General features: G+C 62.7%; 27 protein-coding genes. 15 read left to right on the forward strand and 12 right to left on the reverse strand.

Annotated features, from left to right (window positions below; genetic code table 11):
- The first annotated feature begins 31 nt into the window (after positions 1-31).
- From CEJ42_RS11115 to bfr, 6 genes are all read left to right on the forward strand, one after another.
- Positions 32-355, forward strand: a complete 324-nt coding sequence (locus CEJ42_RS11115) for a hypothetical protein (RefSeq protein WP_079216726.1) — start codon at positions 32-34, stop codon at positions 353-355.
- A gap of 30 nt (positions 356-385) precedes the next feature.
- Entirely contained in the window at positions 386-613 is a 228-nt protein-coding gene (locus tag CEJ42_RS11120; RefSeq protein ID WP_079216727.1) for a (2Fe-2S)-binding protein, read from the forward strand.
- A 9-nt stretch (positions 614-622) separates the two neighbouring features.
- Complete coding sequence (locus CEJ42_RS11125) at positions 623-1,324, forward strand: energy transducer TonB (protein WP_079216728.1); 702 nt, start codon at positions 623-625, stop codon at positions 1,322-1,324.
- Positions 1,325-1,359: 35 nt separating this feature from the next.
- Entirely contained in the window at positions 1,360-2,091 is a 732-nt protein-coding gene (locus CEJ42_RS11130; protein WP_079216729.1) for a MotA/TolQ/ExbB proton channel family protein, read from the forward strand.
- Positions 2,091-2,507, forward strand: coding sequence for an ExbD/TolR family protein (locus tag CEJ42_RS11135; protein WP_079216730.1), 417 nt, complete (start codon positions 2,091-2,093; stop codon positions 2,505-2,507). Before CEJ42_RS11130 ends, CEJ42_RS11135 begins: the two co-directional genes overlap by 1 nt.
- 402 nt (positions 2,508-2,909) lie before the next feature.
- Complete coding sequence (gene bfr / locus CEJ42_RS11140) at positions 2,910-3,389, forward strand: bacterioferritin (RefSeq protein WP_079216731.1); 480 nt, start codon at positions 2,910-2,912, stop codon at positions 3,387-3,389.
- Between the two features lie 100 nt (positions 3,390-3,489).
- Here the strand turns inward: bfr and CEJ42_RS11145 are convergent, their stop codons facing one another.
- A complete protein-coding gene (locus CEJ42_RS11145; RefSeq protein WP_079216732.1) occupies positions 3,490-4,104 on the reverse strand; it encodes a glutathione S-transferase family protein in 615 nt (204 codons plus the stop codon).
- Positions 4,105-4,328: 224 nt separating this feature from the next.
- On the opposite strand from CEJ42_RS11145, the gene purB reads away from it, so the two are divergent.
- From purB to CEJ42_RS11175, 6 genes are all read left to right on the forward strand, one after another.
- Positions 4,329-5,696 carry an adenylosuccinate lyase gene (gene purB, locus CEJ42_RS11150; RefSeq protein ID WP_079216733.1) on the forward strand — a complete coding sequence of 456 codons (1,368 nt, stop codon included), beginning with the start codon at positions 4,329-4,331 and terminating at the stop codon, positions 5,694-5,696.
- Positions 5,697-6,002: 306 nt separating this feature from the next.
- Positions 6,003-6,527, forward strand: coding sequence for a cytochrome b (locus tag CEJ42_RS11155; RefSeq protein WP_088751106.1), 525 nt, complete (start codon positions 6,003-6,005; stop codon positions 6,525-6,527).
- A gap of 117 nt (positions 6,528-6,644) precedes the next feature.
- The gene (locus CEJ42_RS11160; protein ID WP_088751107.1) at positions 6,645-7,211 is read left to right on the forward strand and encodes a YceI family protein; all 567 of its coding nucleotides are present in this window, start codon (positions 6,645-6,647) and stop codon (positions 7,209-7,211) included.
- A gap of 104 nt (positions 7,212-7,315) precedes the next feature.
- Positions 7,316-7,894 (forward strand): YceI family protein, encoded by a 579-nt coding sequence (locus tag CEJ42_RS11165; RefSeq protein ID WP_079216736.1) that lies wholly within the window; start codon positions 7,316-7,318, stop codon positions 7,892-7,894.
- Between the two features lie 184 nt (positions 7,895-8,078).
- Positions 8,079-8,714 carry a pyridoxamine 5'-phosphate oxidase gene (gene pdxH / locus CEJ42_RS11170; protein ID WP_079216737.1) on the forward strand — a complete coding sequence of 212 codons (636 nt, stop codon included), beginning with the start codon at positions 8,079-8,081 and terminating at the stop codon, positions 8,712-8,714.
- Between the two features lie 58 nt (positions 8,715-8,772).
- On the forward strand, positions 8,773-9,978 hold the full coding sequence (locus CEJ42_RS11175) for an SAM-dependent methyltransferase (RefSeq protein ID WP_079216738.1): 1,206 nt from the start codon (positions 8,773-8,775) through the stop codon (positions 9,976-9,978).
- A 78-nt stretch (positions 9,979-10,056) separates the two neighbouring features.
- Here the strand turns inward: CEJ42_RS11175 and msrA are convergent, their stop codons facing one another.
- Positions 10,057-10,590, reverse strand: a complete 534-nt coding sequence (gene msrA / locus CEJ42_RS11180; protein WP_088751173.1) for a peptide-methionine (S)-S-oxide reductase MsrA — start codon at positions 10,588-10,590, stop codon at positions 10,057-10,059.
- A gap of 170 nt (positions 10,591-10,760) precedes the next feature.
- On the opposite strand from msrA, the gene CEJ42_RS11185 reads away from it, so the two are divergent.
- Positions 10,761-11,267, forward strand: a complete 507-nt coding sequence (locus CEJ42_RS11185) for a flavin reductase family protein (RefSeq protein WP_088751108.1) — start codon at positions 10,761-10,763, stop codon at positions 11,265-11,267.
- A gap of 90 nt (positions 11,268-11,357) precedes the next feature.
- Here the strand turns inward: CEJ42_RS11185 and CEJ42_RS11190 are convergent, their stop codons facing one another.
- From CEJ42_RS11190 to CEJ42_RS11235, 10 genes are all read right to left on the reverse strand, one after another.
- Positions 11,358-12,107 carry an OmpW/AlkL family protein gene (locus CEJ42_RS11190; protein WP_088751109.1) on the reverse strand — a complete coding sequence of 250 codons (750 nt, stop codon included), beginning with the start codon at positions 12,105-12,107 and terminating at the stop codon, positions 11,358-11,360.
- Between the two features lie 319 nt (positions 12,108-12,426).
- Positions 12,427-13,467, reverse strand: coding sequence for an L-threonylcarbamoyladenylate synthase (locus CEJ42_RS11195; protein WP_088751174.1), 1,041 nt, complete (start codon positions 13,465-13,467; stop codon positions 12,427-12,429).
- 22 nt (positions 13,468-13,489) lie between these two features.
- Positions 13,490-14,689: a 5-(carboxyamino)imidazole ribonucleotide synthase gene (locus CEJ42_RS11200; protein WP_088751110.1), complete on the reverse strand. Its 1,200-nt coding sequence runs from the start codon at positions 14,687-14,689 to the stop codon at positions 13,490-13,492.
- Entirely contained in the window at positions 14,686-15,183 is a 498-nt protein-coding gene (purE, locus tag CEJ42_RS11205) for a 5-(carboxyamino)imidazole ribonucleotide mutase (RefSeq protein WP_050468178.1), read from the reverse strand. Before purE ends, CEJ42_RS11200 begins: the two co-directional genes overlap by 4 nt.
- 3 nt (positions 15,184-15,186) lie before the next feature.
- Complete coding sequence (locus CEJ42_RS11210; protein ID WP_088751111.1) at positions 15,187-16,083, reverse strand: phosphoribosylaminoimidazolesuccinocarboxamide synthase; 897 nt, start codon at positions 16,081-16,083, stop codon at positions 15,187-15,189.
- A gap of 80 nt (positions 16,084-16,163) precedes the next feature.
- A complete protein-coding gene (gene fba / locus CEJ42_RS11215) occupies positions 16,164-17,228 on the reverse strand; it encodes a class II fructose-bisphosphate aldolase (RefSeq protein ID WP_079216745.1) in 1,065 nt (354 codons plus the stop codon).
- A 26-nt stretch (positions 17,229-17,254) separates the two neighbouring features.
- Positions 17,255-18,688 (reverse strand): pyruvate kinase, encoded by a 1,434-nt coding sequence (gene pyk, locus CEJ42_RS11220; RefSeq protein WP_079216746.1) that lies wholly within the window; start codon positions 18,686-18,688, stop codon positions 17,255-17,257.
- A gap of 132 nt (positions 18,689-18,820) precedes the next feature.
- Positions 18,821-20,011, reverse strand: a complete 1,191-nt coding sequence (locus CEJ42_RS11225; RefSeq protein WP_088751112.1) for a phosphoglycerate kinase — start codon at positions 20,009-20,011, stop codon at positions 18,821-18,823.
- Positions 20,012-20,193: 182 nt separating this feature from the next.
- A complete protein-coding gene (locus tag CEJ42_RS11230; RefSeq protein WP_079216748.1) occupies positions 20,194-20,517 on the reverse strand; it encodes an AzlD domain-containing protein in 324 nt (107 codons plus the stop codon).
- Positions 20,514-21,290 carry an AzlC family ABC transporter permease gene (locus CEJ42_RS11235; protein ID WP_079216749.1) on the reverse strand — a complete coding sequence of 259 codons (777 nt, stop codon included), beginning with the start codon at positions 21,288-21,290 and terminating at the stop codon, positions 20,514-20,516. The genes CEJ42_RS11230 and CEJ42_RS11235 overlap by 4 nt, the downstream gene beginning before the upstream one ends.
- A 318-nt stretch (positions 21,291-21,608) precedes the next feature.
- Here CEJ42_RS11235 and CEJ42_RS11240 point away from each other — a divergent pair, with 318 nt between their 5' ends.
- Together CEJ42_RS11240 and CEJ42_RS11245 are read left to right on the forward strand one after the other, a co-directional pair.
- Positions 21,609-21,809: a zinc-finger domain-containing protein gene (locus CEJ42_RS11240; protein ID WP_079216750.1), complete on the forward strand. Its 201-nt coding sequence runs from the start codon at positions 21,609-21,611 to the stop codon at positions 21,807-21,809.
- Between the two features lie 59 nt (positions 21,810-21,868).
- Complete coding sequence (locus CEJ42_RS11245; RefSeq protein ID WP_079216751.1) at positions 21,869-22,303, forward strand: YybH family protein; 435 nt, start codon at positions 21,869-21,871, stop codon at positions 22,301-22,303.
- The last annotated feature ends 8 nt before the right edge of the window (positions 22,304-22,311 follow it).

The following is a 22,311-nucleotide window of genomic DNA, read 5'->3' on the forward strand; positions in this document are numbered from 1 at the left end:
CCAGCAAAGCTAGCCAAGTGAGGAGAGTTTGATGGTTACCGACAAAATGAACTCCGCTTTCGTGGAACCCAACAGCGCGCCGGCCCAACCTGAACTTCTGGTTTCCGCCGTTCTGCATCTGATGTCGCACTACACTGCCAACAACAATCAGGAAACTCAAAGCTGCGTCAAACTGGCGTCGGTCATCGAGAGACACCTGAAAGCGTTGGCGGACCTGCCGAATCTGGCGCCGGTGTTGCGGGCAACTTGCCAGCAATTGTCGGAACAGTGGGCAACCGTAGTGGAACGTACGATGCCGCAACCGGAAAAATTTAAATTCTTCTCGCGTATTGTGTCGGGAGCGAGATCCGCATAGTGCCTGTCAACGCAGGCGGCAAGGCGTACAATGATCGTATGTGTTTGTAACAACATCTCCGAAGGCAAGATTCATCAGGCGGTCGATGCAGGCATGACATCAATGGCCGAGTTGCGCGAGCAGCTCGGCGTTGGCACTTGCTGCGGCAAATGCCATTCTTGCGCCAAGCACGTCCTGCGTGAATGTCTGAATTCTGCCAACCAAACACATCCAAGCGCGCGTCCGATGGTGTTCCATCCATCGATGGCTGCAGCGTAATACCAATTCATGAACGCAATCTCGCCGTCTGTTATGAGTAACAGCTCTCCCAGCGCTTTCACGCGCCAGGTCAGGAAAATCGGCCCTCTCGGGCTGATTATTCTTTTGCACATCGCATTTTTCTGGGCGCTGCAAAGCGGCCTGGTGCACCAGGTCGCCAGCGCCATTCCCAAGGAAGTGATCGCCACCTTCATCGTGCCGGAGAAAGCCCCCGAACCGGCGCCGCCCAAGGCGGAACCGACTCCGCCCAAGGTCGTGCAGACGGTCAAGAAGGTCGTCACCCCGCCCAAGCCCATCCCCGTCACTGAAACGCCCGCACCGACCGCGATCACCGCCCCGCCGCAACCGCCGGCCCCGGCAGAGCCTTCGCCGCCGGTCGCAGCAGCCCCTGCGCCGGCGCCTGCCGCGCCGCCGGGCCCGATCCTGCCCAAGCAGATCACCTCCGGCATCGAATACATCGAACCTCCGCGCGTCAACTACCCGGCCGTCTCCAAGCGCATGGGCGAAGAAGGCGTGGTGCAGTTCAAGGTGACCGTCAACACCAGCGGCCGCGCCGAGAAGGTGGAGATCACCAAGTCGTCCGGCTATCCGCGCCTGGATGAAGAAGCGCGCCGCGCCGTCATGCGCGCCGTCTACAAGCCGTATATCGAAGATGGCAAGGCCATCGTCGTTGCCACCACGGGCAGCATTGCCTTCAAGTTAAATTCTTAAATCCATAAACCATCACAGTAGCAAAGGAAGTCATCATGGAAGTTAGTCCGTACGGATTGGAAAGCCTTTGGGCTCAAGGGGATTTCGTCACCAAGGGCGTCGCCGTCCTGTTGCTGGCGATGTCGATCGCATCCTGGTATGTGATCATCACCAAGGCGCTGCAGCTGCTGCGTTTCAGCAAGGCGTCCGCCGCCGCCGGCCACCAGTTCTGGGATACCACCAGCCTGCCGGAAGGCGTGGCCACGCTGGGTTCTGAAAATCCGTTCGCCGACGTCGCCAAGGCAGGCGTCACCGCGATGAGCCACCACACCGCCCACAAGGGCCACCTGCACGACCAGCTGTCGGTCAGCGACTGGGTCACCCTGTCCCTGCGCCAGGCAATCGACGAAGCCTCCGGCAAGCTGCAGACCGGCATGGCCGTGCTGGCATCGGTCGGTTCCACCGCGCCGTTCGTCGGCCTGTTCGGCACCGTCTGGGGCATCTATCACGCGCTGGTGTCCATCGGCACCACCGGCCAAGCCAGCATCGACAAGGTCGCCGGCCCCGTCGGCGAAGCGCTGATCATGACGGCGCTGGGCCTGGCGGTCGCGATCCCCGCCACCTTCGGCTACAACGCCCTGGTGCGCGGCAACAAGACCACCATCGCCAAGCTGAACAAGTTCGGCTTCGACCTGCACGCGCTGTTCGTGACCGGCTCGCGCGCCGCGTCCGAGGAGAACGAAAAAAACGGCGGTAAGGCCAAGCTGACTGCAGTCGGGAGAGCGTAATGGCCATGGGTTCCCTGTCCGATTCGGACGACGATTTCAACCCGGAGATCAACACCACGCCGCTGGTGGACGTGATGCTGGTGCTGCTGATCATCTTCATCATCACCATTCCGGTGATGAACCATGCGGTGAAGATCGATTTGCCCAAGGCCAGCAGCCAGCCCGACCAGGTGAAGCCTGAAAGCATCAACCTGTCCATCGACGCTACCGGCGAAGTGTTCTGGAACGAAGAAAAGATCGACAGCAACCAGCTGGGCCTGCGCATCGCCGCGGCCGCGCAGAAGCAGCCGCAACCGGAACTGCACCTGCGCGCCGAACGCACCACGCAGTACGAGAAGGTGGCGCAAGTCATGTCGGCCGCGCAGTCCGGCGGCCTGACCAAGATCGGCTTCGTGACCGATCCGGACAAGAAGTAAGACCATCCCCGCGCAACAGCGCGGGGTGCCGGCCGGCGGCATCGGAAACGCTGCCCCGGCCGGATACGAAAACCTCCCTCGCCTCGCGACGGAGGTTTTTTCATTTCCGCTTTACCCGCTTTACCCGCTTTACCCGCCTTCCCCCCCCGATCGCAGCACCCGGACGCAAGCTGTCGGCGCGTCACGCTCATCGGCGCCAAAGCCTTGTCCCATCAGATGTCCAGGCCATGACACTCCTACTCAAAACGACAACGAACAATGACAAGAATGATTCGCGCTAATTTATGCTGAAGAAACAAATCGCCTGCGCTATGATGCGTCCGTTCTCGCCGCACGGGTCTGCTGTCTGATTGTCAACTGCTGTGCGGCCTCCCCCATCTCCAACGAATTCAGAGGCTTCCCATGAAAGGCGATCCCGCAGTCATCAAGTTGCTCAATGCACAACTGACCAACGAGCTCACCGCGATCAACCAGTATTTCCTCCACGCCCGCATGTACAAGCACTGGGGCCTGGACCGCATCGGCGCCAAGGAATACGCCGAATCGATCGGCGAGATGAAGCACGCCGACAAGCTGATCGACCGCATCCTGATGCTGGACGGCCTGCCCAACCTGCAGGCGCTGCACAAGCTGATGATCGGTGAAAACACCAAGGAAATGATCGAGTGCGACCTGAAGCTGGAAAAGGCCGCCCACAAGACCGTCAAGGAAGGCATCGCCACCTGCGAACAGCACGGCGACTATGTCTCCCGCGAACTGTTCCAGATGATCCTGGACGATACCGAAGAACACATCGACTGGCTGGAAACCCAGCTGGACCTGATCGAGAAAGTCGGCATCCAGAATTACCTGCAAAGCCAGATGTCGCCCGCCGGCGAATAAGTCCTCCGGTTTCGGCAGGCAAACAAAAAGCGCGCTTCTTCAAGCGCGCTTTTTTGTTTTGCAGGCCAGTCGATACCCGCCGGCGCTCCCTTGCAAGGCCTCAGATGTGCGGCACCGTGTCCTTGAACGAAGGGCGCTCCGACACCTTGTCGAACAGGCGCGCCAATTCCGGATAGTCTTCGCGCCACGCCATGTCCGGGAAGCGGAATGCCATCCAGCCCAGCGCACAGCACACGGCCACATCGGCCAGGCTGTAATGATTGCCGACGCAGAACGGCTTCTCGCCCAGGCCTTCGGCCATCGCCTTGATCGATGCCTCGACCTTGCTCCACTGGCGCTTGATCCATTCCGGACTTTGCTGCTTGGTCGGACGCATGGTCTTCTCCAGACGCACCAGCACGGCGGCGTCCAGCAGGCCGTCGGCCAGCGCTTCCCAGCACTTGATCTCGGCGCGTTCGCGGCCGTTGGGCGGCAGCAGCTTGCCGACCGGGGTCAGGGTGTCGAGGTATTCGACGATCACGCGCGAGTCGAACATGGCGCCGCCGTCGTCCATCAGCAGGCAGGGCACCTTGCCCAGCGGATTGTTCTGCTGGATGGTGGTCGATGCGCTCCAGACATCTTCCAGGATGAATTCGTAGTCGATCTTCTTTTCGGCCATCACGACGCGCGCTTTGCGGACGAAGGGGCTGGCGTGGGAGCCTATGAGTTTTAGCATAGTGTTTAGAGTAATTATCCGAGCCGATTATAGCATTCGCATTTCCGCCCAAAATCGTACGCCGGATGCCACGCCATGGAATGCCACACGCAGCCGATGCTGGGCCGCGACGCATGCGGATGGTAAAATCCTGCCTTCAGGCGATTCGGGTTTTGATTCTTTTTGTTTTCATTAACGTCAAAAACCCGCCAATCTTCAGTCAACGCATCTCATCCGTTTCCATCATGTCCCTCTCCGCTCTCTCGGCCCTGTCCCCGCTGGACGGCCGCTACGCCGCCAAAACCGACAAACTGCGCCCCATCCTGTCCGAAGCAGGTTTCATGCACCATCGCGTGAAGGTCGAGATTGCCTGGCTGCAAGCCCTGTCGGAAGCCGGCTTCGCCGAGATCAAGCCGTTCTCCGCCGCGGGCAAGGCCCTGCTGGACAAGCTGGCCGCCGACTTCACCGAAGCCGACGCCGCCCGCATCAAGGAAATCGAAGCCGTCACCAACCATGACGTCAAGGCCGTGGAATATTGGCTGAAGGAAAAGGTCAAGGACGTGCCCGAGCTGGTCGCCGCCTCCGAATTCATCCACTTCGCCTGCACCTCCGAAGACATCAACAACACCTCGCACGGCATGATGCTCAAAGCCGCGCGCGACGGCGTGATGTTGCCGTCGCTGCGCAACGTCATCGCCAAGCTGACCGAGATCGCCCACGCCAACGCCGAGCTGCCGATGCTGTCGCGCACCCACGGCCAGACCGCCAGCCCGACCACCCTGGGCAAGGAAATGGCCAACGTCGTGGCCCGCCTGCAGCGCGCCATCAAGCGCATCGAACAGGTCGAAATCCTGGGCAAGATGAACGGCGCGGTCGGCAACTACAATGCCCACCTGTCGGCCTATCCGTCCTTCAACTGGCCGGCCTTCTCCAAGGAAGTAATCGAGAAGCGCCTCGGCCTGGAGTTCAACCCCTACACCATCCAGATCGAGCCGCACGATTACATGGCCGAACTGTTCGACGCCTTCGCCCGCGCCAACACCATCCTGCTGGACCTGAACCGCGACATCTGGAGCTACGTCTCGCTTGGTTACTTCAAGCAAAAGCTCAAGGCCGGTGAAATCGGTTCCTCGACCATGCCGCACAAGGTCAACCCGATCGACTTCGAGAACTCCGAAGGCAACCTGGGCCTGGCCAACGCGGTACTGAAGCACCTGTCCGAGAAGCTGCCGGTGTCGCGCATGCAGCGCGACCTGACCGATTCGACCGTGCTGCGCAACATCGGCGTGGGCCTGGGTTACACGCTGCTGGCCTACGACAGCTGCCTGCGCGGCCTGAACAAGCTGGAAGTCAATCCGGCCCGCCTGGCAGCCGATCTGGACGCCAGCTGGGAAGTGCTGGCCGAGCCGGTGCAGACCGTGATGCGCCGCTACGGCATCGAGAATCCGTACGAGCAACTGAAGGAACTGACCCGCGGCAAGGGCATCTCCAAGGAAGCCCTGCGCGACTTCATCAACGGCCTGGCCATCCCGCAAGACGCCAAGGATCTCCTGCTGGCCATGACCCCGGCCAACTACATCGGCAACGCCGTGGCGCTGGCCAAGCAGATCTGACCTGCCTGCCGGTTCCGCCGCCATGGCGGAACCGACAACTGCCCTGCCTGAATGGCGCGCGTCCTGCGCGCCATTTTCACATCCCCCTCGGATTACTCGCAAAATCGGACGGCTGAAACTCCATTTGCGTGAGTAATAGCCAGCAGCAAAGCTCTTTATACTCACAACCGGCAAAAAGAGTGGCATGATGCAATGCACTCGAGGTGTCTGCCGCGTCGCCTCCATCGCGCAATTCCAGGCCTGACTCTGGCGCGAACCAATTCCAGGCCCAACCGTTCCAACCGCAACAACGAAACCTTGCCCGCCATGGATCGCTACACCAAACCCGCCGTGCTGCTGCACTGGCTGATCGCCCTGCTGATCATTTCCGCCTTCGGCCTCGGCCTGACCATGGTCAATATTCCCGGCCTGACACCGACCAAGCTCAAATACTTCTCCTGGCACAAGTGGATAGGCGTGACCGTGCTGGCGCTGGCCTGCCTGCGGCTGCTCTGGCGCCTGACACACAAGGCTCCCGCCTATCCGGCCCATATGCCCGGATGGCAGCAAGCCGCTGCGCACTGGCTGCACATTGGGCTGTATGTACTCATGTTTGCCATCCCGGTATCCGGCTATTTCTACAGCCTCTCGGCCGGCGTGCCGGTGGTCTACCTGGGCATCGTGCCGCTGCCGGTGCTCATGGCGCCCAACCCGGAACTCAAGCCGCTGCTCAAGGACGCCCACTACGTGCTGAACATGACGCTGCTGGCCGCCTTTGCGCTGCACGTGCTGGCGGCGCTGAAGCACCAGTTCATCGATCGCGACCACCTGTTCCGACGCATGATGCCGTAACGGCGCCATCGCATTCAAAGATACGCCGCAAGCCAGTCGCCGCGGCGGGTTTCACCCCAGCCTTACCGCAGGCTGTTCAGGCCTGACCGTTCTCCTTTCGTTTTTACGGGATCCGATATGACATTGCGAAGCATCATCAAACCCACCCTGGCCACCATCGGCGCCCTCACCCTGGCAGCCTCGGCGCATGCCGCGCCGCTGAAGATCGACGCCGCCAAGAGCAGCGTGGGCGCCACCTTCAAGCAGCTCAACGTGCCGGTCGACGCCAAGTTCAAGAAGTTCACCGCCGCCATCGACTTCGATGCCGCCAAGCCGGAACAGGGTAAGGCCAGCGTCGAGATCGACGTCGCCAGCTTCGACCTGGGCGAGGCCGAGTACAACAAGGAAGTGCAGAAGAAGGAGTGGTTCAACGCCGCGCAATTCCCCAAGGCGACCTTCGTGGCCAGCTCGATCAAGGCTGCCGGCACCGGCAAGTTTGACGTCGCCGGCAAGCTGACCATCAAGGGCAAGAGCAGCGACGTCAGCTTCCCGCTGACCGTGAAGAAGGAAGGCAGCGCGCAGGTCTTCGACGGCAGCCTGCCGATCAAGCGCCTGACCTACAACATCGGCGAAGGCGAGTGGAAGGATACCGGCATGGTGGCCGATGAAGTCACCATCAAGTTCCACATCGTCGCCGCGCAGTAACGCAGCAATCAGGGATAACTACACAACAAGATCCGCGCCATGTCGCGCCGCTGTCCGGCGGTGCTTCCCAAGCCGGTAATTTTTTATACTCAAGGAACCGATACATGAAACTGAACCGCCTCCTCGTCGCCCTGGCCGCCGCCGGCGTCGCCGCTTCCGCATTCGCCGCCGACACCTACACCGTCGACCCGAACCACACCTACCCCAGCTTCGAAGCCGACCACATGGGTGGCGTCTCGGTCTGGCGCGGCAAGTTCACCAAGAGCAGCGGCACCGTGACCCTGGACCGCGCCGCCAAGACCGGCTCCATGGAAATCACCATCGACGCCTCGAGCATCGACTTCGGCCACACCAAGATGAACGACCACGCCAAGAGCGCCGAGATGTTCGACGTCGCCAAGTTCCCGACCGCGGTCTACAAGGGCACCGCCATCAAGTTCGACGGCGACAAGCCGGTGTCGGTCGAAGGCACCTTGACGCTGCACGGCGTGACCAAGCCGGTGGCCCTGGCCATCGACAAGTTCAAGTGCATCCAGCACCCGATGCTCAAGCGCGAAGTCTGCGGCGCTGACGCGACCGCCACGTTCGACCGCGCCGACTTCGGCATCGACTACGGCGCCAAGTACGGTTTCTCGACTGTGACCAAGCTGGCCATCCAGGTCGAAGCGATCAAGAACAACTGATCAGCCTGCGCCGACAGCCAAAAGCCGATGCATAATGCATCGGCTTTTTTGTTTGCCGCGTTTGCTCGCGATCATTGAGCACATCAGCCGGATCCCGCACAATGACTCGCATTCCGCGTTTTGCCCGCCTGCAAAACTTTTTAAAACGCGCTAACCTAGCGCTGTTCCATGAGGACCAAGTAGCATGTCGATAGCAGACCTACGTAAAGACTACAGCCGCGCCAGTTTGTCCGAATTCGAAGCCGCCGCCGATCCGGTTGCACAATTTGCAACCTGGTTCGATGAAGCGACCAAAGCACAGATACCCGAACCCAACGCGATGAGCGTTGCCACCGTCGGGCCCGATGGAAGACCGTCTTCGCGCATCGTCCTGATCAAGCAGTTTGACCAGAATGGCTTTACCTGGTTTACCAACTACGACAGCCGCAAGGGAAGGGATGTCGAATCCAATCCGTACGTAGCCTTGTTGTTCCATTGGGTAGAACTCGAACGCCAGGTTCGAATCGAAGGGAAGATCGAGCGCGTCACCAAAGAAGAAAGCGACGCGTACTTCTCCAGCCGCCCGCTGGCCAGCCAACTGGGAGCCATTGCTTCCCGTCAGAGCCAGGCGGTCGCCGATCGCGAAACACTGGAACAACAATACGAAGCGACGAAGCAGCAATTCGGCGAACATCCGGTGCGCCCAGACCACTGGGGCGGCTACCGGGTCATCCCTGACCGCATCGAATTCTGGCAAGGCCGACCATCGCGCATGCATGATCGCGTGCTCTACACGCGCACCGACAACGGCGAATGGCAACGGCGGCGCCTGCAGCCCTGACGCCCCGAACGACGGCAGGACTGTTAAGCATTCAACGTCACTAACGCGGAGGAAAATCGTGTTTTGGGAAAAGAAGCTTGACGCCTGGGTAGAGAATATTCGCAACGCATCCGCGCCGCCGCTGCGGCTGGTGCTGTGGAACGGACAGCAATACGACTTCAGCAAGGGTACGCCCGAAGTCACGCTGAAGGTGCCGCAAGCATCGGCCATCACCTCGCTGCTCAACCCCTCGCTGGCCAATCTCGGCGAGGCCTACGTCGAAGGCAAGATCGAGGTCGAAGGCGCGGTCAAGAACATCATCAAGGTCGCCAACGAGCTGGCCGCCGGCACGCTCAAGGCCGAAGGCAAGCTGGGCCGCATGGTGCGCAGCGTGACGCACACCAAGAAGAAGGACGCCGAAGCGATCCAGTATCACTACGACGTCTCCAACGACTTCTACAAGCTGTTCCTCGACGAGAACATGGTCTATTCATGTGCCTACTTCGAGAACGGCGACGAGGATCTCGCCACCGCGCAGATCAAGAAGATCGACCACATCCTCAACAAGATCCAGCTCAAGCCAGGCCAGACGCTGCTCGACATCGGCTGCGGCTGGGGCGCGCTGGTGCTGCGCGCGGCGCAGAAATACGGCGCCAAGTGCGTCGGCATCACGCTGTCGCAGAACCAGTACGCGCTGGCCAGGGAGCGCGTCGAACGCGCCGGCCTGTCGGACCGCATCGAGATCCGCCTGCAGGACTACCGCGACGTGAGCGGCACCTTCGACCGCATCACCAGCGTGGGCATGTTCGAGCACGTGGGCATCAAGAACCTGCCGGCCTACTTCCGCCAGATCAACAAGCTGCTGGCCGACGGCGGCATGGTCATGAACCACGGCATCACCAGCACCGACATCGACAACGGCGAGTCGCCCTACGGCGCCGGCGAATTCATCGACAAGTACGTGTTCCCGGCCGGCGAACTGCCGCACATCAGCATGGTGCTCAAGACCATGCAGGAAGGCGGCCTGGAGGCCTTCGACGTCGAGAACCTGCGCCGCCACTACGCCCGCACCTGCGGCATGTGGGCCGACAATTTCGAGGCCAACACCGAAGCCATCCGCAAGGTGACCGACGAGAAGCATTACCGCATCTGGCGCGTCTACCTGGCCGGCAGCTCCTACGGCTTCGAACGGGACTGGATCTCGCTGTACCAGGTGGTCTGCACCAAGGCCGACAGCAGCGCGCAGACGCTGCCGTGGTCGCGCAATTACGTCTACGACAAATGAGGTGAATCCGGCGCCTGCGGCCGGATGAAAAAACGGGCATGCGGATAATCCGGTGCCCGTTCTTGTTTGCCTGTCGCCCTACTCCTTGCGGCTCTTCTCCGCGAAAGTCTGTCGGAATTTCTCCAGCTTGGGCGCCACCACGAAGGCGCAGTACCCCTGGAAGGGATGCTGCTGGAAGTAATTCTGGTGGTAATCCTCGGCCTTGTAGTACGGCTGCGGAGCGCTCAGTTCGGTGACGATGGGCGCATCCCACACCAGCGCCATCTCGGCGATGATGTGCCTGACGGTGTCGTGCTGCTTCTCATCCTGGTAGTAGATGACGGAGCGGTATTGCGTGCCCACGTCATTGCCCTGGCGGTTCAGCGTGGTCGGGTCGTGGATCGTGAAGAAAATCTCCAGGATCTCTCGATAGCTGATTTGCGCCGGGTCGAAACTGAGCTTGACCACTTCCGCGTGGCCGGTCTGGCCGCCGCACACCTGCTCGTAGCTCGGACGGTCCACCGCGCCGCCGGTATAGCCCGACTCGACTGCCTCAACCCCGTTGACCTGCTGGTAGACCGCCTCCAGGCACCAGAAGCAGCCGCCGCCCAAGACCGCGATTTCGCTTGCCATGATCATCTCCCTACTTTTGATTACATTAAATGAAACTCTAGCGCAAAACGCCATTGCCCGCGCGAAACCCTGCACGCTCCCGGCGGCGGGCAATACCGGCGTCGATCCGGTATCATGTAGGTTCATGCCCGGCGCTTGCCTGCGGCCCTACCGAATTCTCCTCAAGTCCGATGCACACACGCTTCCCGCGCGCCGAATCGCGCGAATTCGACGCCAGTCATTTCCGCAAGGCACTTTCCCAGTTCGCCACCGGCGTCACCGTCATCACCACGCGCCTGGCCGACGGCACCCTGCTCGGCCTGACCGCGAGCTCCTTCAATTCGGTCTCGCTGGATCCGCCGCTGGTGCTCTGGAGCCTCGGCACCAAGGCCAACAGCATGCCGGTCTTCACCGGCAATTCGCATTACGTGATCAATATCCTGGGCGCCGAACAGGCCCACCTGGCGCAGCAGTTCGCCAGCAAGATGGAAGATCGTTTCGAAGGCGTGGGCTATTCGCTCTCGCGCACCGGACAGCCTGTGCTGGACGGCGTATCGGCCTGGTTCGAATGCCACAACCGCAGCCAGTATCCCGAGGGCGATCACATCATTTTCGTAGGTGAGGTCGAACATTGCGAAGTCAATCCGCAGGCGGCCCTGGTATTCCACAACGGCGGGTTCATCAAGACCGGCGCATGACGCCGCGCTGAAACCGCGCGCATGCCTGATGCGTCGGCCCTGAAACAAAAAAAGCGCCCGAAGGCGCTTTTTTTGTTTTGCTCGTACCAATCAGAACTTGTAGCCGACGGACAGGAAGGTCACGATCGGGTTCAGGGTCAGGCTGGTGCTCGAGTGGGTGGTGCCGCCTGCCAGTGCCGGCAGTTCGGTGGTGATGTCGGCATTGGTCTTCAGCGGCAGATACGAGACCGAGAAGCCCAGCGACCAGTTCTTGTCGAAGTTGTAGGTAGCGCCCACGTTGAACACCGGCGCCCACGACGAGCTCAGCTTGGCGCTGGACTTGGCAGTGGTCACGGCGCCGCCGCTGTACTTGCTGGAGATGGTCTGCTGGAAGCCGTTGCTCAGTTCGACGCTGTCGTACCAGACATAGCTCACACCGGCGCCCACGAACGGACGGAACTTGCTGTTGCCGTCGCCGAAGAACCACTTGGCCACGATCGCCGGGCTCCATTGCTTGGCCTTGCCGATTTCACCGACGCCGGCCAGGGTGCCGGTGCCGTTCAGCTTGAAGGTCGGCGGAATACCCAGGTCGGTGGTCACTGCGAAATTGTCAGTGAAGAAGTGCGTGAAGGCGATGCCGACGGTGTCAGCATTGCTGACGGTGGCGCCCGATCCAGGGATCGGACCTGCGCCGGGACCATCGTTCTTGCGCAGGGTCTCGCTGGAGTCCTGCGGCGACAGGTGGAACCAGCCGAGGTTGACAACGTTGCTGCCAGCGGTCTGCGCCATGGCCGGAGCGGCGCAAGCGACCATCACGGACAGCGCGGCGATTTTGGGCAAAAGGGAAAATTGTTTCTGCATTTTTTGTCTCCAAGAGTTAAGGGCATTGCCCAGATTTTTTGTATCCGTCGGCTGGCGTCGACGGGATGTTTCCCAACGGCTGTTCACCGCTTTTCATTTTTCTACGTAACTCAGGGTAACTAATGCGCCCTTCGTACTTACATCCGTCAATCAAAAAGAACGCGCGTGCTATTCTTCGGAGATACTATGCCAGCTTTGTGACAATTTGTATAGACGATGACAGGAGGTGTCTTGTTTTGACAACCGGCAACTGACTTGGGAGTCAGTACCGGCTTTCAGGATGGGCATTCCAACGGACGACGGCCGGGCAACATGCCGCTCACAGCCGCGCCAGGATCCCCTGCGAATCGAAGGCCGCGCGGCGCAGCCGGTCGTTCACGCCCTGCCATTGCGGGGTAGCCGGCAAGCCCTCCACCACGATGATGTCGGCGCCCGCATGGTCCATGTCGCGCAAGGCGGCATACAGGTCATGCGCATAGGCGTTCGTCTCCTGCGGCATGGGCTGGATGACGGCAGCCTCATGCGCGCCCTGGGCACGGCAGATCAGCGCGACCTTCTTGCCGCCGGCGGCCAGCTTGGCCAGCACCACGGGCAAGTCCTCGGGACTGACCTGCACCACAGGGGTATTGGGCGCGTAATGCGCGTCCAGCGTGCCGGACGCGCGCGGCGCGGCGGCATCCGGGGCGGCGGGCGCCACGCCCAGCACCGCGGCGATCTGGTCGGCGCTGATGTGGCCCGGACGCAGCAGCACCGGGCCATGAGTGTCGATGCGGGACAGATCGACGATGGTCGACTCGATGCCGACCTCGCTCTGGCCGCCATCCAATATGTAATCCACCAGGCCGCCGCCGTCATCGCCGAACTCTTCGCGCACATGCGCCGCAGTCGTCGGGCTGACGTGCCCGAACTTGTTGGCGGAAGGCCCGGCGATGCCGCCCTTGCCGCCGCGGAATTCGCGCAGCAGCGCTTGCGCCACCGGATGCGACGGGCAACGCAAGCCCACCGAATCCTGGCCACCGGCGACGGCGTCGGGAATGTGCGCGGCGCGCTTGAGGATCAGCGTCAGCGGTCCCGGCCAGAACGAGGCGATCAGGCGACGCGCCTCGACCGGCACCGAAGCAGCCCAGTAACCGATGTCGGCTTCAGGCGAAACGTGCACGATCACAGGGTGGTTCGCCGGGCGCCCCTTGGCGGCGTAGATGGCGGCGATCGCCGCCGGATCCTCTGCGTCGCCGCCCAGGCCGTAGACGGTCTCGGTCGGAAACGCCACCAGCTTGCCCTGCTCCAGCTTGCGCGCGGCCAGCATGACGGCCGCGGCGTCGATCACGTGTCCGGCGGGATGTTGTTTGTCGTCGCTCATGGCCATGTCCTGCCGTGCGCCATCAAAGCGCGATGCCCAGAATGGCGCAGGCTGCAGCCAGCTGCCGCTGCGCATCCTCGATGGTGGCGCCGGTGAAGGTCACATGCCCCATCTTGCGGCCGCGACGCGCTTCTGCCTTGCCGTACAGGTGCAGGTGGGCGCCGGGCAAGGCCAGCACCTTCTCCCACGCCGGTTCGCGCAGAGTCTCGCCGTCGTACCAGACGTCGCCCAGGATGTTCAGCATCACCGCCGGCGAATGCTGGCGCGCATCGCCCAGCGGCAGGCGGGCCATGGCGCGCGCCTGCTGTTCGAACTGGCTGGCGACGCAGGCGTCGATGGTGTAGTGGCCGCTGTTGTGCGGACGCGGGGCCATCTCGTTGACCACCAGCGCGCCATCCTCCAGCACGAAGAATTCGATGCACAGCACGCCCACGTACTGCATGGCGCCGATGATCTGCAGCGCCGCCTGCTGGGCGCGTCCGGCGGCCTCGGGCTTGATGTTGGGGCCGGGGACCGTGGTGGTGAACAGGATGCCGTCGCGATGCACGTTCTCGGCGATCGGGTAGACCACGGCCTGGCCGTCGTCGCCGCGCGCCACCAGCACCGAAACCTCATAGGCCAGCGGCAGCATCTTTTCCAGCACGCAGGTCACGCCCTGCATGTCCTTGAAGGCGGCGCGCACTTCATCCTGCGTACGCACGCGCACCTGGCCCTTGCCGTCGTAGCCCATGCGGGCCGTCTTCAGGATGCCGGGCAAGAGATCGTCGCCGATGGCGGCAATGTCGGCCTCGGCATTGATCACCAGGTGCGGCGCCGGCAGCACGCCGGAGCGGCTGCCGCATTCGGTGAAGAAGGCCTTCTCGGCGGTGCGGTCCTGCGCGATCGACACGCCGGAGGCGGCCGGCGCGACGAAGGTCTGGCCGGCCAGCGCGGCCAGGCTTTGCGCCGAGACATTCTCGAATTCAGTGGTCACCGCCGCGCACAGCGCGCCCAGCTCAGCCAGTGCCTTGGCGTCGTCATAGGGCGCCGCCAGCAGGCGGTCGGCCACCTGGCCGGCCGGGCAATCGGCGTCCGCTTCCAGCACGGCGACCTTGAAGCCCATGCTTTGGGCGGCGTGGGCGAACATGCGGCCGAGCTGGCCGCCGCCCATCACGCCCAGCCAGGTGGCGGGCGTGGTCGAAGGAATGGCGAAAGGCTGTTTCTTCAGGGACTGCTGGGTCATACGGGCAACTTCATATCGAGGGCGACTTGCGTCTGGGTCTTGCGGAAGGCTTCCAGCTTGGCGGCCAGCGCATCGTCGGTAGTCGCCAGGATGGCGATGGCCGACAAGGCGGCATTGGCGGCGCCGGCCTCGCCGATGGCGTAGGTTGCCACCGGGATGCCCTTGGGCATCTGCACGATCGACAGCAGCGAATCCTCGCCGCGCAGATACTTGGACGGCACCGGCACGCCCAGCACCGGCACGATGGTCTTGGCAGCCACCATGCCCGGCAGGTGGGCAGCGCCGCCGGCGCCGGCGATGATGGCGCGCAGGCCGCGCTCGCGCGCGGTCTCGGCGTAGGCGAACATCTGGTCAGGCATGCGGTGCGCGGAAATCACCTGCGCCTCGAAGGGGACGCCGAAATCCTTCAGGATGGTGACGGCGTTCTGCATCACGTCCCAGTCGGAGGACGAGCCCATGATGACGCCGACCAGCGGCTTGATGGCGTTGCTCATGGCTCAGTCCTTCAGCTTGTTGCCGGTCAGGCGTTCCAGCGCTTCGCGGTACTTGGCGCCGGTCTTGTCGATCACATCGGCCGGCAGCGGCGGCGCCGGCGGCGTCTTTTGCCAGCCGTCGACGGTTTCCAGGTAGTCGCGCACGAACTGCTTGTCGAAGGACGGCGGCGAGATGCCGACCTGGTAGCTGTCGGCCGGCCAGAAGCGCGAGGAGTCGGCGGTCAGCACTTCATCCATCAGGTGCAGCACGCCGTTGTCGTCCAGGCCGAACTCGAACTTGGTGTCGGCGATGATGATGCCGCGGGTGGCGGCATAGTCGGCGGCGGCGGTGTACAGGGCGATGGCGGTGTCGCGGATCTTGTTGGCCAGTTCGGCGCCGATGCGCTCCACGGTTTCTTCGAAGCTGATGTTCTCGTCATGCTCGCCCAGGTCGGCCTTGGCCGCCGGGGTGAAGATCGGCTGCTCCAGCTTGGACGCCTGCTGCAAGCCGGCCGGCAGCTTGATGCCGCAGATCGCGCCGGTGGCCTGGTAATCCTTCCAGCCCGAACCGATGATGTAGCCGCGCACCACGGCTTCCACCAGGATCGGCTTCAAGCGCTTGGCCACCACGGCGCGTCCGCGCACCTGTTCCATTTCGGCCGGCGTCACCACCGACTCCGGATCCACGCCGGTCAGGTGATTGGGCACGATGTGGCCCAGCTTCTCGAACCAGAAATCGCTCATCTGGTTCAAGACACGGCCCTTGCCCGGAATCGGCTCGTTCATGACGACGTCGAAGGCCGACAGGCGATCGGTCGTCACGATCAGCAACTTGTCGTCGCCGACGGCGTAGTTTTCGCGGACTTTGCCTGTGCCCAGCAGTGGCAGGGAGGTGATCGAGGATTTGTACAGACTGCTCATGGTGGTCTTCCGTAAAGTCAAAAACCGGGACCGCCTTAAACGGATCCCGGTTGGTTGGAGCGTAGTGCTTGTGCTACGGCTTACTGGACGATCTGCGAGAGTTCGCCCTTCTTGTACTTCTCTGCGATCTTTTCCAGCGGCAGGGCCTTGATCTTGCCGGCCTGGCCTTCGCAGCCGAACGACAGGAAGCGTGCCTTGCACACCAGCTTGGCGGCTTCGCGGGCCGGCTTCAGGTAATCGCGCGGGTCGAACTTGGACGGGTTCTCGAACAGGTAGCGACGGATCGCACCGGTCATCGCCAGGCGGATGTCGGTGTCGATGTTGATCTTGCGCACGCCGTGCTTGATGCCTTCCTGGATTTCTTCAACCGGCACACCGTAGGTTTCCTTCATGTCGCCGCCGAATTCGCGGATCTCGGCCAGCAGTTCCTGCGGCACCGACGAGGAACCGTGCATCACCAGGTGGGTGTTGGGGATGCGGGCGTGGATTTCCTTGATGCGGTCAATCGCCAGGATGTCGCCGGTCGGCTTGCGCGAGAATTTGTAGGCGCCGTGCGAAGTGCCGATGGCGATGGCCAGCGCGTCGCACTGGGTCTGCTTGACGAAGTCGGCAGCCTGGTTGACGTCGGTCAGCAGCTGTTCGCGGGTCATCTTGCCATCGGCGCCATGGCCGTCTTCCTTGTCGCCCATCATGGTTTCCAGCGAACCGAGCACACCCAGTTCGGCTTCCACGGTCACGCCGATGGCGTGCGAGAACTCGACCACCTTGCGCGAGACTTCGACGTTGTATTCGTAGCTGGCGACCGACTTGCCGTCTTCCATCAGCGAACCGTCCATCATCACCGACGAGAAGCCCGACTTGATCGCGGCCATGCAGACTGCCGGCGACTGGCCGTGATCCTGGTGCATGACGACGGGGATGTGCGGATAGGCTTCGACCGCGGCCGAAATCAGGTGGCGCAGGAAGGCTTCGCCTGCGTACTTGCGGGCGCCTGCGGAGGCTTGCATGATGACTGGCGCGCCAACTTCGTCGGCCGCCTGCATGATGGCGGTGACTTGTTCCAGGTTGTTGACGTTGAAGGCTGGCAGGCCGTAACCGTTTTCGGCGGCGTGGTCCAGCAATTGACGCATGGATACGAGAGGCATGATGAAAACTCCAGAACGATAAAAAATCAGTACTCGCCGACCTTGAGGATCTTCAAGGCGTTGGTGCCGCCCACCTGGCCGATGGGCTCGCCCCAGGTGACGACGACGAGGTCGCCCCGCTGCACCACGCCCTTGGCCAGCAGCAGATCCTGCGCGCCCTTGAGCATGGTTTCGGTATCGGCACACTGCGCCAGTTCCAGCGTGGTCACATTGCGGAACAGCGCGGCCTTCTGGCGCGTGCCGAGGTTGGGGGTAATGGCGAAAATCGGGATATCGATGTTGTGACGGCTCATCCACAGCGCCGTCGAACCGGACTCAGTCAGGGCGACGATGGCCTTCACGCGCAGGTGATGCGCGGTGAACAGCGCGCCATAGGCGATCGACTGGTCCACGCGGGTGAAGCGCTGGTTGATGAAGTCGGCGTCGACCTTGGCTTCTTCGGAGCGCTCGGCTTCCTCGCAGATGGCCGACATGGCTTCGACGGTCTCGACCGGATACTTGCCGGAGGCGGTCTCGGCCGAGGTCATCACGGCGTCGGTGCCGTCCAGCACGGCGTTGGCGACGTCGGAGACTTCCGCGCGGGTCGGCACGGCGTTGACGATCATCGACTCCATCATCTGGGTCGCGGTGATGGTCAGCTTGTTGGAGGCGCGCGCCATCCGGATCATGCGCTTTTGCAGGCCGGGCACGGCGGCGTTGCCCACTTCCACGGCCAGGTCGCCGCGCGCCACCATGATGCCGTCGGAGGCGTCGAGGATCTCCTGCAGCAGCGGGATCGCTTCGGCGCGTTCGATCTTGGCGATCATCATCGGCTTGTGGCCGAACGGTTCGCCGGCGACGTTGGAGAGCTGGCGCGCCATTTCCATGTCGGTCGCGTTCTTGGGGAAGGACACGGCGATGTAGTCGGCCTGGAAGCTCATCGCGGTCTTGATGTCATCCATGTCCTTGGCGGTCAGCGCCGGCGCCGACAAGCCGCCGCCCTGGCGGTTGATGCCCTTGTTGTTGGAGAGCTCGCCGCCGATCTTGACGATGGTGTGGATCTCGTTGCCCAGCACCTTCTCGACCTTCAGCACGATCAGGCCGTCGTTCAACAGCAGCACGTCGTTGCCCTTGAGGTCGCGCGGCAGCGCCTTGTAGTCCAGGCCCACGCGCTCCTGGTTGCCCATCTGGCAGTCGGAGTCGAGGATGAACTTGTCGCCGTTGGCCAGCATGATCTTGCCGTTCTCGAACTTGCCCACGCGGATCTTCGGTCCCTGCAGGTCGGCCATGATGGCGACCTTGGTGCCGCACTCGTCGGCCACGTCGCGCACCAGCGTGGCGCGGTCGATGTGGTCCTGCGGCTTGCCATGCGAGAAATTCAGGCGCACCACGTTCACGCCCGCGCGGATCATGCGGGTCAGGGTTTCGCGGTCGCTGGACGCGGGGCCGATGGTGGCGACGATCTTTGTTGCTCTGGACATGAGGACTTTCTGTTTTTCTGTTTTCAACTTAGTGAAGAAGTCCGCCTGACCCCAATCCATGAACCGGGATCCGGCGGCTGGCTTCCCGCCCCGGGATGCGCGTCTCCGGCGCATCCTGTGATTCTGAAAAACTTATTGCGCGCGCTGCAGCAGGATCTCGACTGCCGGCAGGGTCTTGCCTTCCAGGAATTCCAGGAAGGCGCCGCCGCCGGTGGAGATGTAGCCGACCTTGTCGGCGATGTTGTACTTGGCGATCGCGGCCAGGGTGTCGCCGCCGCCGGCGATCGAGAAGCCCTTGGAGGCGGCGATGGCGCGCGCCAGGGTCTCGGTGCCATGGCCGAACTGGTCGAACTCGAACACGCCCACCGGGCCGTTCCAGACGATGGTGCCGGCGCGGTCCAGCTGTTCGGCCAGCTGGGATGCGGTCTGCGGGCCGATGTCGAAGATCATGTCGTCGTCGGTCACGTCCTGCGCGCTCTTCACGGTCGCAGCAGCCGTCGGCGAGAACTCCTTGCCCACCACCACGTCGGTGGGGATCGGCACCGAAGCGCCGCGCTTGGCCATCATGTCGATGATGGCTTTGGCGTCGTCGACCAGGTCGGGTTCAGCCAGCGACTTGCCGATCTTGAGGCCCGCGGCCAGCATGAAGGTATTGGCGATGCCGCCGCCGACGATCAGGTTGTCCACCTTCTCGGCCAGGGTCTTGAGGATGGTCAGCTTGGTCGACACCTTGGAGCCGGCGACGATGGCCACCAGCGGGCGGGCCGGCTGGTTCAGTGCCTTGCCCAGCGCATCCAGTTCGGCCGCCAGCAGCGGACCGGCACAGGCCACCGGCGCGAACTTGGCCACGCCGTGGGTGGTGGCTTCGGCGCGGTGCGCGGTGCCGAAGGCGTCGTTCACATACACGTCGCACAGCTTGGCGATCTTTTGCGCCAGCTCGTCGCTGTTCTTCTTCTCGCCCTTGTTCAGGCGGCAATTTTCCAGCAGCACGACCTGGCCCGGCGCGACATCCACGCCGTCGACCCAGTCGGACACCAGCTTGACCTCGAAGCCGAGCAGCTCGGAGAGGCGCTTGGCGACCGGCGCCAGCGAATCTTCCGGCTTGAATTCGCCCTCCACCGGACGCCCCAGGTGCGAGGTGACCATGACTGCCGCGCCGGCCTGCTGCGCATCGCGAATGGCCGGGACCGAAGCGCGGATGCGCGTATCTTCGGTGATGTTGCCGGCATCATCCTGCGGCACGTTCAGATCGGCACGGATGAATACGCGTTTTCCTTGCAGTTGCTTGGCAGAAATCAGGTCGCTCAGTCGATTGAATTTCATGGGTCCGAATTCGAAAAAGGGGGCGAAAAACGCCGTATTTTACTCCAGCCTGACCTCTCCCTGACGGCTTTTTGGGGATATCCGAGGCAAGGGACGGTACGGCGGGCGTGGCGGCGCGGGCAGGTCGGGCGGCGGCTTTGTGAATAAAACAACAATGAAACGGCGAGAGATGCGCCGCAGCCTCAGAGCACCAACCTCAGCACTGTAAAGAGTGCCATTCCCGCCACAATAGTTCCCAGAAGATGCCGCGTCGCAGCAAAGAAAATCGCGCCGCCGATGCCGGCGAGCAACTTGGGATTGGCAAAACTGACGTCGATCACGCCTTCGGCCGCCACCAGGTCGGGGATCACGATGGCGGCCATGGCGGCCGCCGGGGCATAGCTGAGCGCATGCTTTAAGCGCGGCGGCAGCTTGACCGCATGGCCGAACAGGAAGAAGCCGCTGCGGGTGATCAAGGTGGACAGCGTCATCAGGGCGATGGCCGCCCATACGTACCAGTCGCTCATGCCGCCTCGCCTTCCTTGTCGGTTACGGGCAGGAACTTGTCCACCGTCAGCGCCGCCGCCATGCCCAGCACCATGGCCGCGAGCAGGCCGAGGCGATAGGGGAAGTGCAGCGCCAGCACCGCCACCGTGCCCGACACGATGACGCCGGCCAGCGCGGCGACGTTGTTGGTCATCGGGATCATGATGGCGATCAGCGCCAGGGTGCCGGCGAAGCCGATGTTCCAGCTCTCGGGAATCTGGCTGGCCAGCAGGATGCCGACGGTGGCGCCGAGCTGCCAGCTGAGCCAGCCCGGATAGCAGATGGCGGCGAAGTAACCGATCTTGCCGGCCGGCTGGCCGAAGGTGTGGGGCGGGAAGCGACGCGGAAAGAACGCCATCGAGATGTCGCCGTTGAAGAAGCCGTACCAGACGCGGCGGTACCACGGCAAATGTTCGAAGTGCGGCGCCACGGCCGCGGAGAAGATGACGAAGCGCAGGTTGACGATCATCGCCGTGAAGAACACCACCAGCAGCGGCGCACCCACTGCCAAGAGCGGCAGCACCGCGAACTGCGCCGAACCGGCGTAGACCAGCAGGCTCATGCCCAGCGACTGCATGATGCTCATGCCGGACTTGACCATCGCCATGCCCGACACCACGCCCCAGGCGAACACCGCCGGGATGGTCGAGGCACTGTCGCGCCAGCCCTCCTGAAAGGCGTCCTTTTCGATACGGCGCGCCGCGGACGGATCGTTACCGTCCCGTGGCCCGGCGTCGCCAGTCTCCTTCTGCATTATTGTTCCGCTTTGCGCTTGGTTTGATCGGGTGCGCGGCCGGCTCCTGCCGATGGAGGGCCGCGCTTGCCTTCCGGCATTTTTACCCAGGCTGAACATTCTACAGATGAAAGTTTTTGCTCGCTTGAATCCGCTAAAATGGAGCTCTTTGGTTGCCGGCAAACCGCCGCCCGATCTTCCGCACAGCGGCGAATTCGGGAAAAATGGCGGATGAGGCGGCGCGCGCGGCAAAAAAGCCCTGCCGCGCAGCCGTGTACGCCAGCACAGTGACCGCATCAACGTTTCAACGCTCAACAAGCACCACCTACGGAGAAAAACATGAGCCAGGCTCAAGCATCCCAGGCAGTCGTCCAACTCGAAGGCAAAGACCTGCCGGCCCACTGCCCCAACCCGAACATGACCAGCTGGAGCTCGCACCCGCGCGTGTTCCTGGAACTGGACGAGCACGGCGCGGCCAAGTGCCCGTACTGCGGAACCCAGTACCAGCTCAAGCCGGGCACCGTGGTCAAGGGCCACTGAGCGCAACAAAAAAGCAGAGAGGGCCGATGGCCCTCTTTTCATCTGATCCGGAGCTTCCCATGCCTCGCGCCAAACTGATCCATGGTTCCCCCGACGAAATCGAAGCGGCCTATTACGACGCATTGGCCCGCGCCGACCTCGATGCCCTGATGGACCTGTGGGCCGAAGACGAGGAAATCGTCTGCATCCACCCCGGCGCACAGCGCCTGGTGGGCCATGCCGAAATCCGTTCGGTGTGGGAAGACATCCTCGGCAACGGCGGACTGCACATCGTGCCGCGCCAGCTGCACGCCACGCAGAACATGATGACGGCGGTGCACAGCGTGGTCGAGGAAATCGATCACGGCGCACAGCAGCAGCCGGACGTGCACGTGGTCGCCACCAACGTCTACCTGAAGACCGCGATGGGCTGGCGCATGGTGATGCACCACGCGTCGGTGGCGCCCGGACCGGCGCCGGCCGAACCGATTTCCAGCGGCGCCATGCTCCATTGACGCGACGC

The sequence above is a fragment of the Herbaspirillum robiniae genome, assembly GCF_002213415.1.
Lineage (GTDB): Bacteria > Pseudomonadota > Gammaproteobacteria > Burkholderiales > Burkholderiaceae_D > Herbaspirillum > Herbaspirillum robiniae.

Excerpts from the sequence above, each read along its gene's own strand:
- CEJ42_RS11155 (WP_088751106.1), top strand. The coding sequence starts at position 6,003 with ATGGATCGCTACACCAAACCCGCCGTGCTGCTGCACTGGCTGATCGCC.
- CEJ42_RS11230 (WP_079216748.1), bottom strand. The coding sequence starts at position 20,517 with ATGAGCGACTGGTACGTATGGGCGGCCATCGCCCTGATGACGCTGTCC.
- fba (WP_079216745.1), bottom strand. The coding sequence starts at position 17,228 with ATGCCTCTCGTATCCATGCGTCAATTGCTGGACCACGCCGCCGAAAAC.
- bfr (WP_079216731.1), top strand. The coding sequence starts at position 2,910 with ATGAAAGGCGATCCCGCAGTCATCAAGTTGCTCAATGCACAACTGACC.
- CEJ42_RS11120 (WP_079216727.1), top strand. The coding sequence starts at position 386 with ATGATCGTATGTGTTTGTAACAACATCTCCGAAGGCAAGATTCATCAG.
- CEJ42_RS11240 (WP_079216750.1), top strand. The coding sequence starts at position 21,609 with ATGAGCCAGGCTCAAGCATCCCAGGCAGTCGTCCAACTCGAAGGCAAA.
- purE (WP_050468178.1), bottom strand. The coding sequence starts at position 15,183 with ATGAGCAACGCCATCAAGCCGCTGGTCGGCGTCATCATGGGCTCGTCC.
- CEJ42_RS11225 (WP_088751112.1), bottom strand. The coding sequence starts at position 20,011 with ATGAAATTCAATCGACTGAGCGACCTGATTTCTGCCAAGCAACTGCAA.
- CEJ42_RS11130 (WP_079216729.1), top strand. The coding sequence starts at position 1,360 with ATGGAAGTTAGTCCGTACGGATTGGAAAGCCTTTGGGCTCAAGGGGAT.
- CEJ42_RS11160 (WP_088751107.1), top strand. The coding sequence starts at position 6,645 with ATGACATTGCGAAGCATCATCAAACCCACCCTGGCCACCATCGGCGCC.
- CEJ42_RS11135 (WP_079216730.1), top strand. The coding sequence starts at position 2,091 with ATGGCCATGGGTTCCCTGTCCGATTCGGACGACGATTTCAACCCGGAG.
- CEJ42_RS11195 (WP_088751174.1), bottom strand. The coding sequence starts at position 13,467 with ATGAGCGACGACAAACAACATCCCGCCGGACACGTGATCGACGCCGCG.
- CEJ42_RS11125 (WP_079216728.1), top strand. The coding sequence starts at position 623 with ATGAACGCAATCTCGCCGTCTGTTATGAGTAACAGCTCTCCCAGCGCT.
- CEJ42_RS11145 (WP_079216732.1), bottom strand. The coding sequence starts at position 4,104 with ATGCTAAAACTCATAGGCTCCCACGCCAGCCCCTTCGTCCGCAAAGCG.
- CEJ42_RS11210 (WP_088751111.1), bottom strand. The coding sequence starts at position 16,083 with ATGAGCAGTCTGTACAAATCCTCGATCACCTCCCTGCCACTGCTGGGC.
- CEJ42_RS11245 (WP_079216751.1), top strand. The coding sequence starts at position 21,869 with ATGCCTCGCGCCAAACTGATCCATGGTTCCCCCGACGAAATCGAAGCG.
- CEJ42_RS11200 (WP_088751110.1), bottom strand. The coding sequence starts at position 14,689 with ATGACCCAGCAGTCCCTGAAGAAACAGCCTTTCGCCATTCCTTCGACC.
- CEJ42_RS11235 (WP_079216749.1), bottom strand. The coding sequence starts at position 21,290 with ATGCAGAAGGAGACTGGCGACGCCGGGCCACGGGACGGTAACGATCCG.
- CEJ42_RS11165 (WP_079216736.1), top strand. The coding sequence starts at position 7,316 with ATGAAACTGAACCGCCTCCTCGTCGCCCTGGCCGCCGCCGGCGTCGCC.
- CEJ42_RS11190 (WP_088751109.1), bottom strand. The coding sequence starts at position 12,107 with ATGCAGAAACAATTTTCCCTTTTGCCCAAAATCGCCGCGCTGTCCGTG.
- CEJ42_RS11185 (WP_088751108.1), top strand. The coding sequence starts at position 10,761 with ATGCACACACGCTTCCCGCGCGCCGAATCGCGCGAATTCGACGCCAGT.
- pdxH (WP_079216737.1), top strand. The coding sequence starts at position 8,079 with ATGTCGATAGCAGACCTACGTAAAGACTACAGCCGCGCCAGTTTGTCC.
- CEJ42_RS11115 (WP_079216726.1), top strand. The coding sequence starts at position 32 with ATGGTTACCGACAAAATGAACTCCGCTTTCGTGGAACCCAACAGCGCG.
- msrA (WP_088751173.1), bottom strand. The coding sequence starts at position 10,590 with ATGGCAAGCGAAATCGCGGTCTTGGGCGGCGGCTGCTTCTGGTGCCTG.
- purB (WP_079216733.1), top strand. The coding sequence starts at position 4,329 with ATGTCCCTCTCCGCTCTCTCGGCCCTGTCCCCGCTGGACGGCCGCTAC.
- pyk (WP_079216746.1), bottom strand. The coding sequence starts at position 18,688 with ATGTCCAGAGCAACAAAGATCGTCGCCACCATCGGCCCCGCGTCCAGC.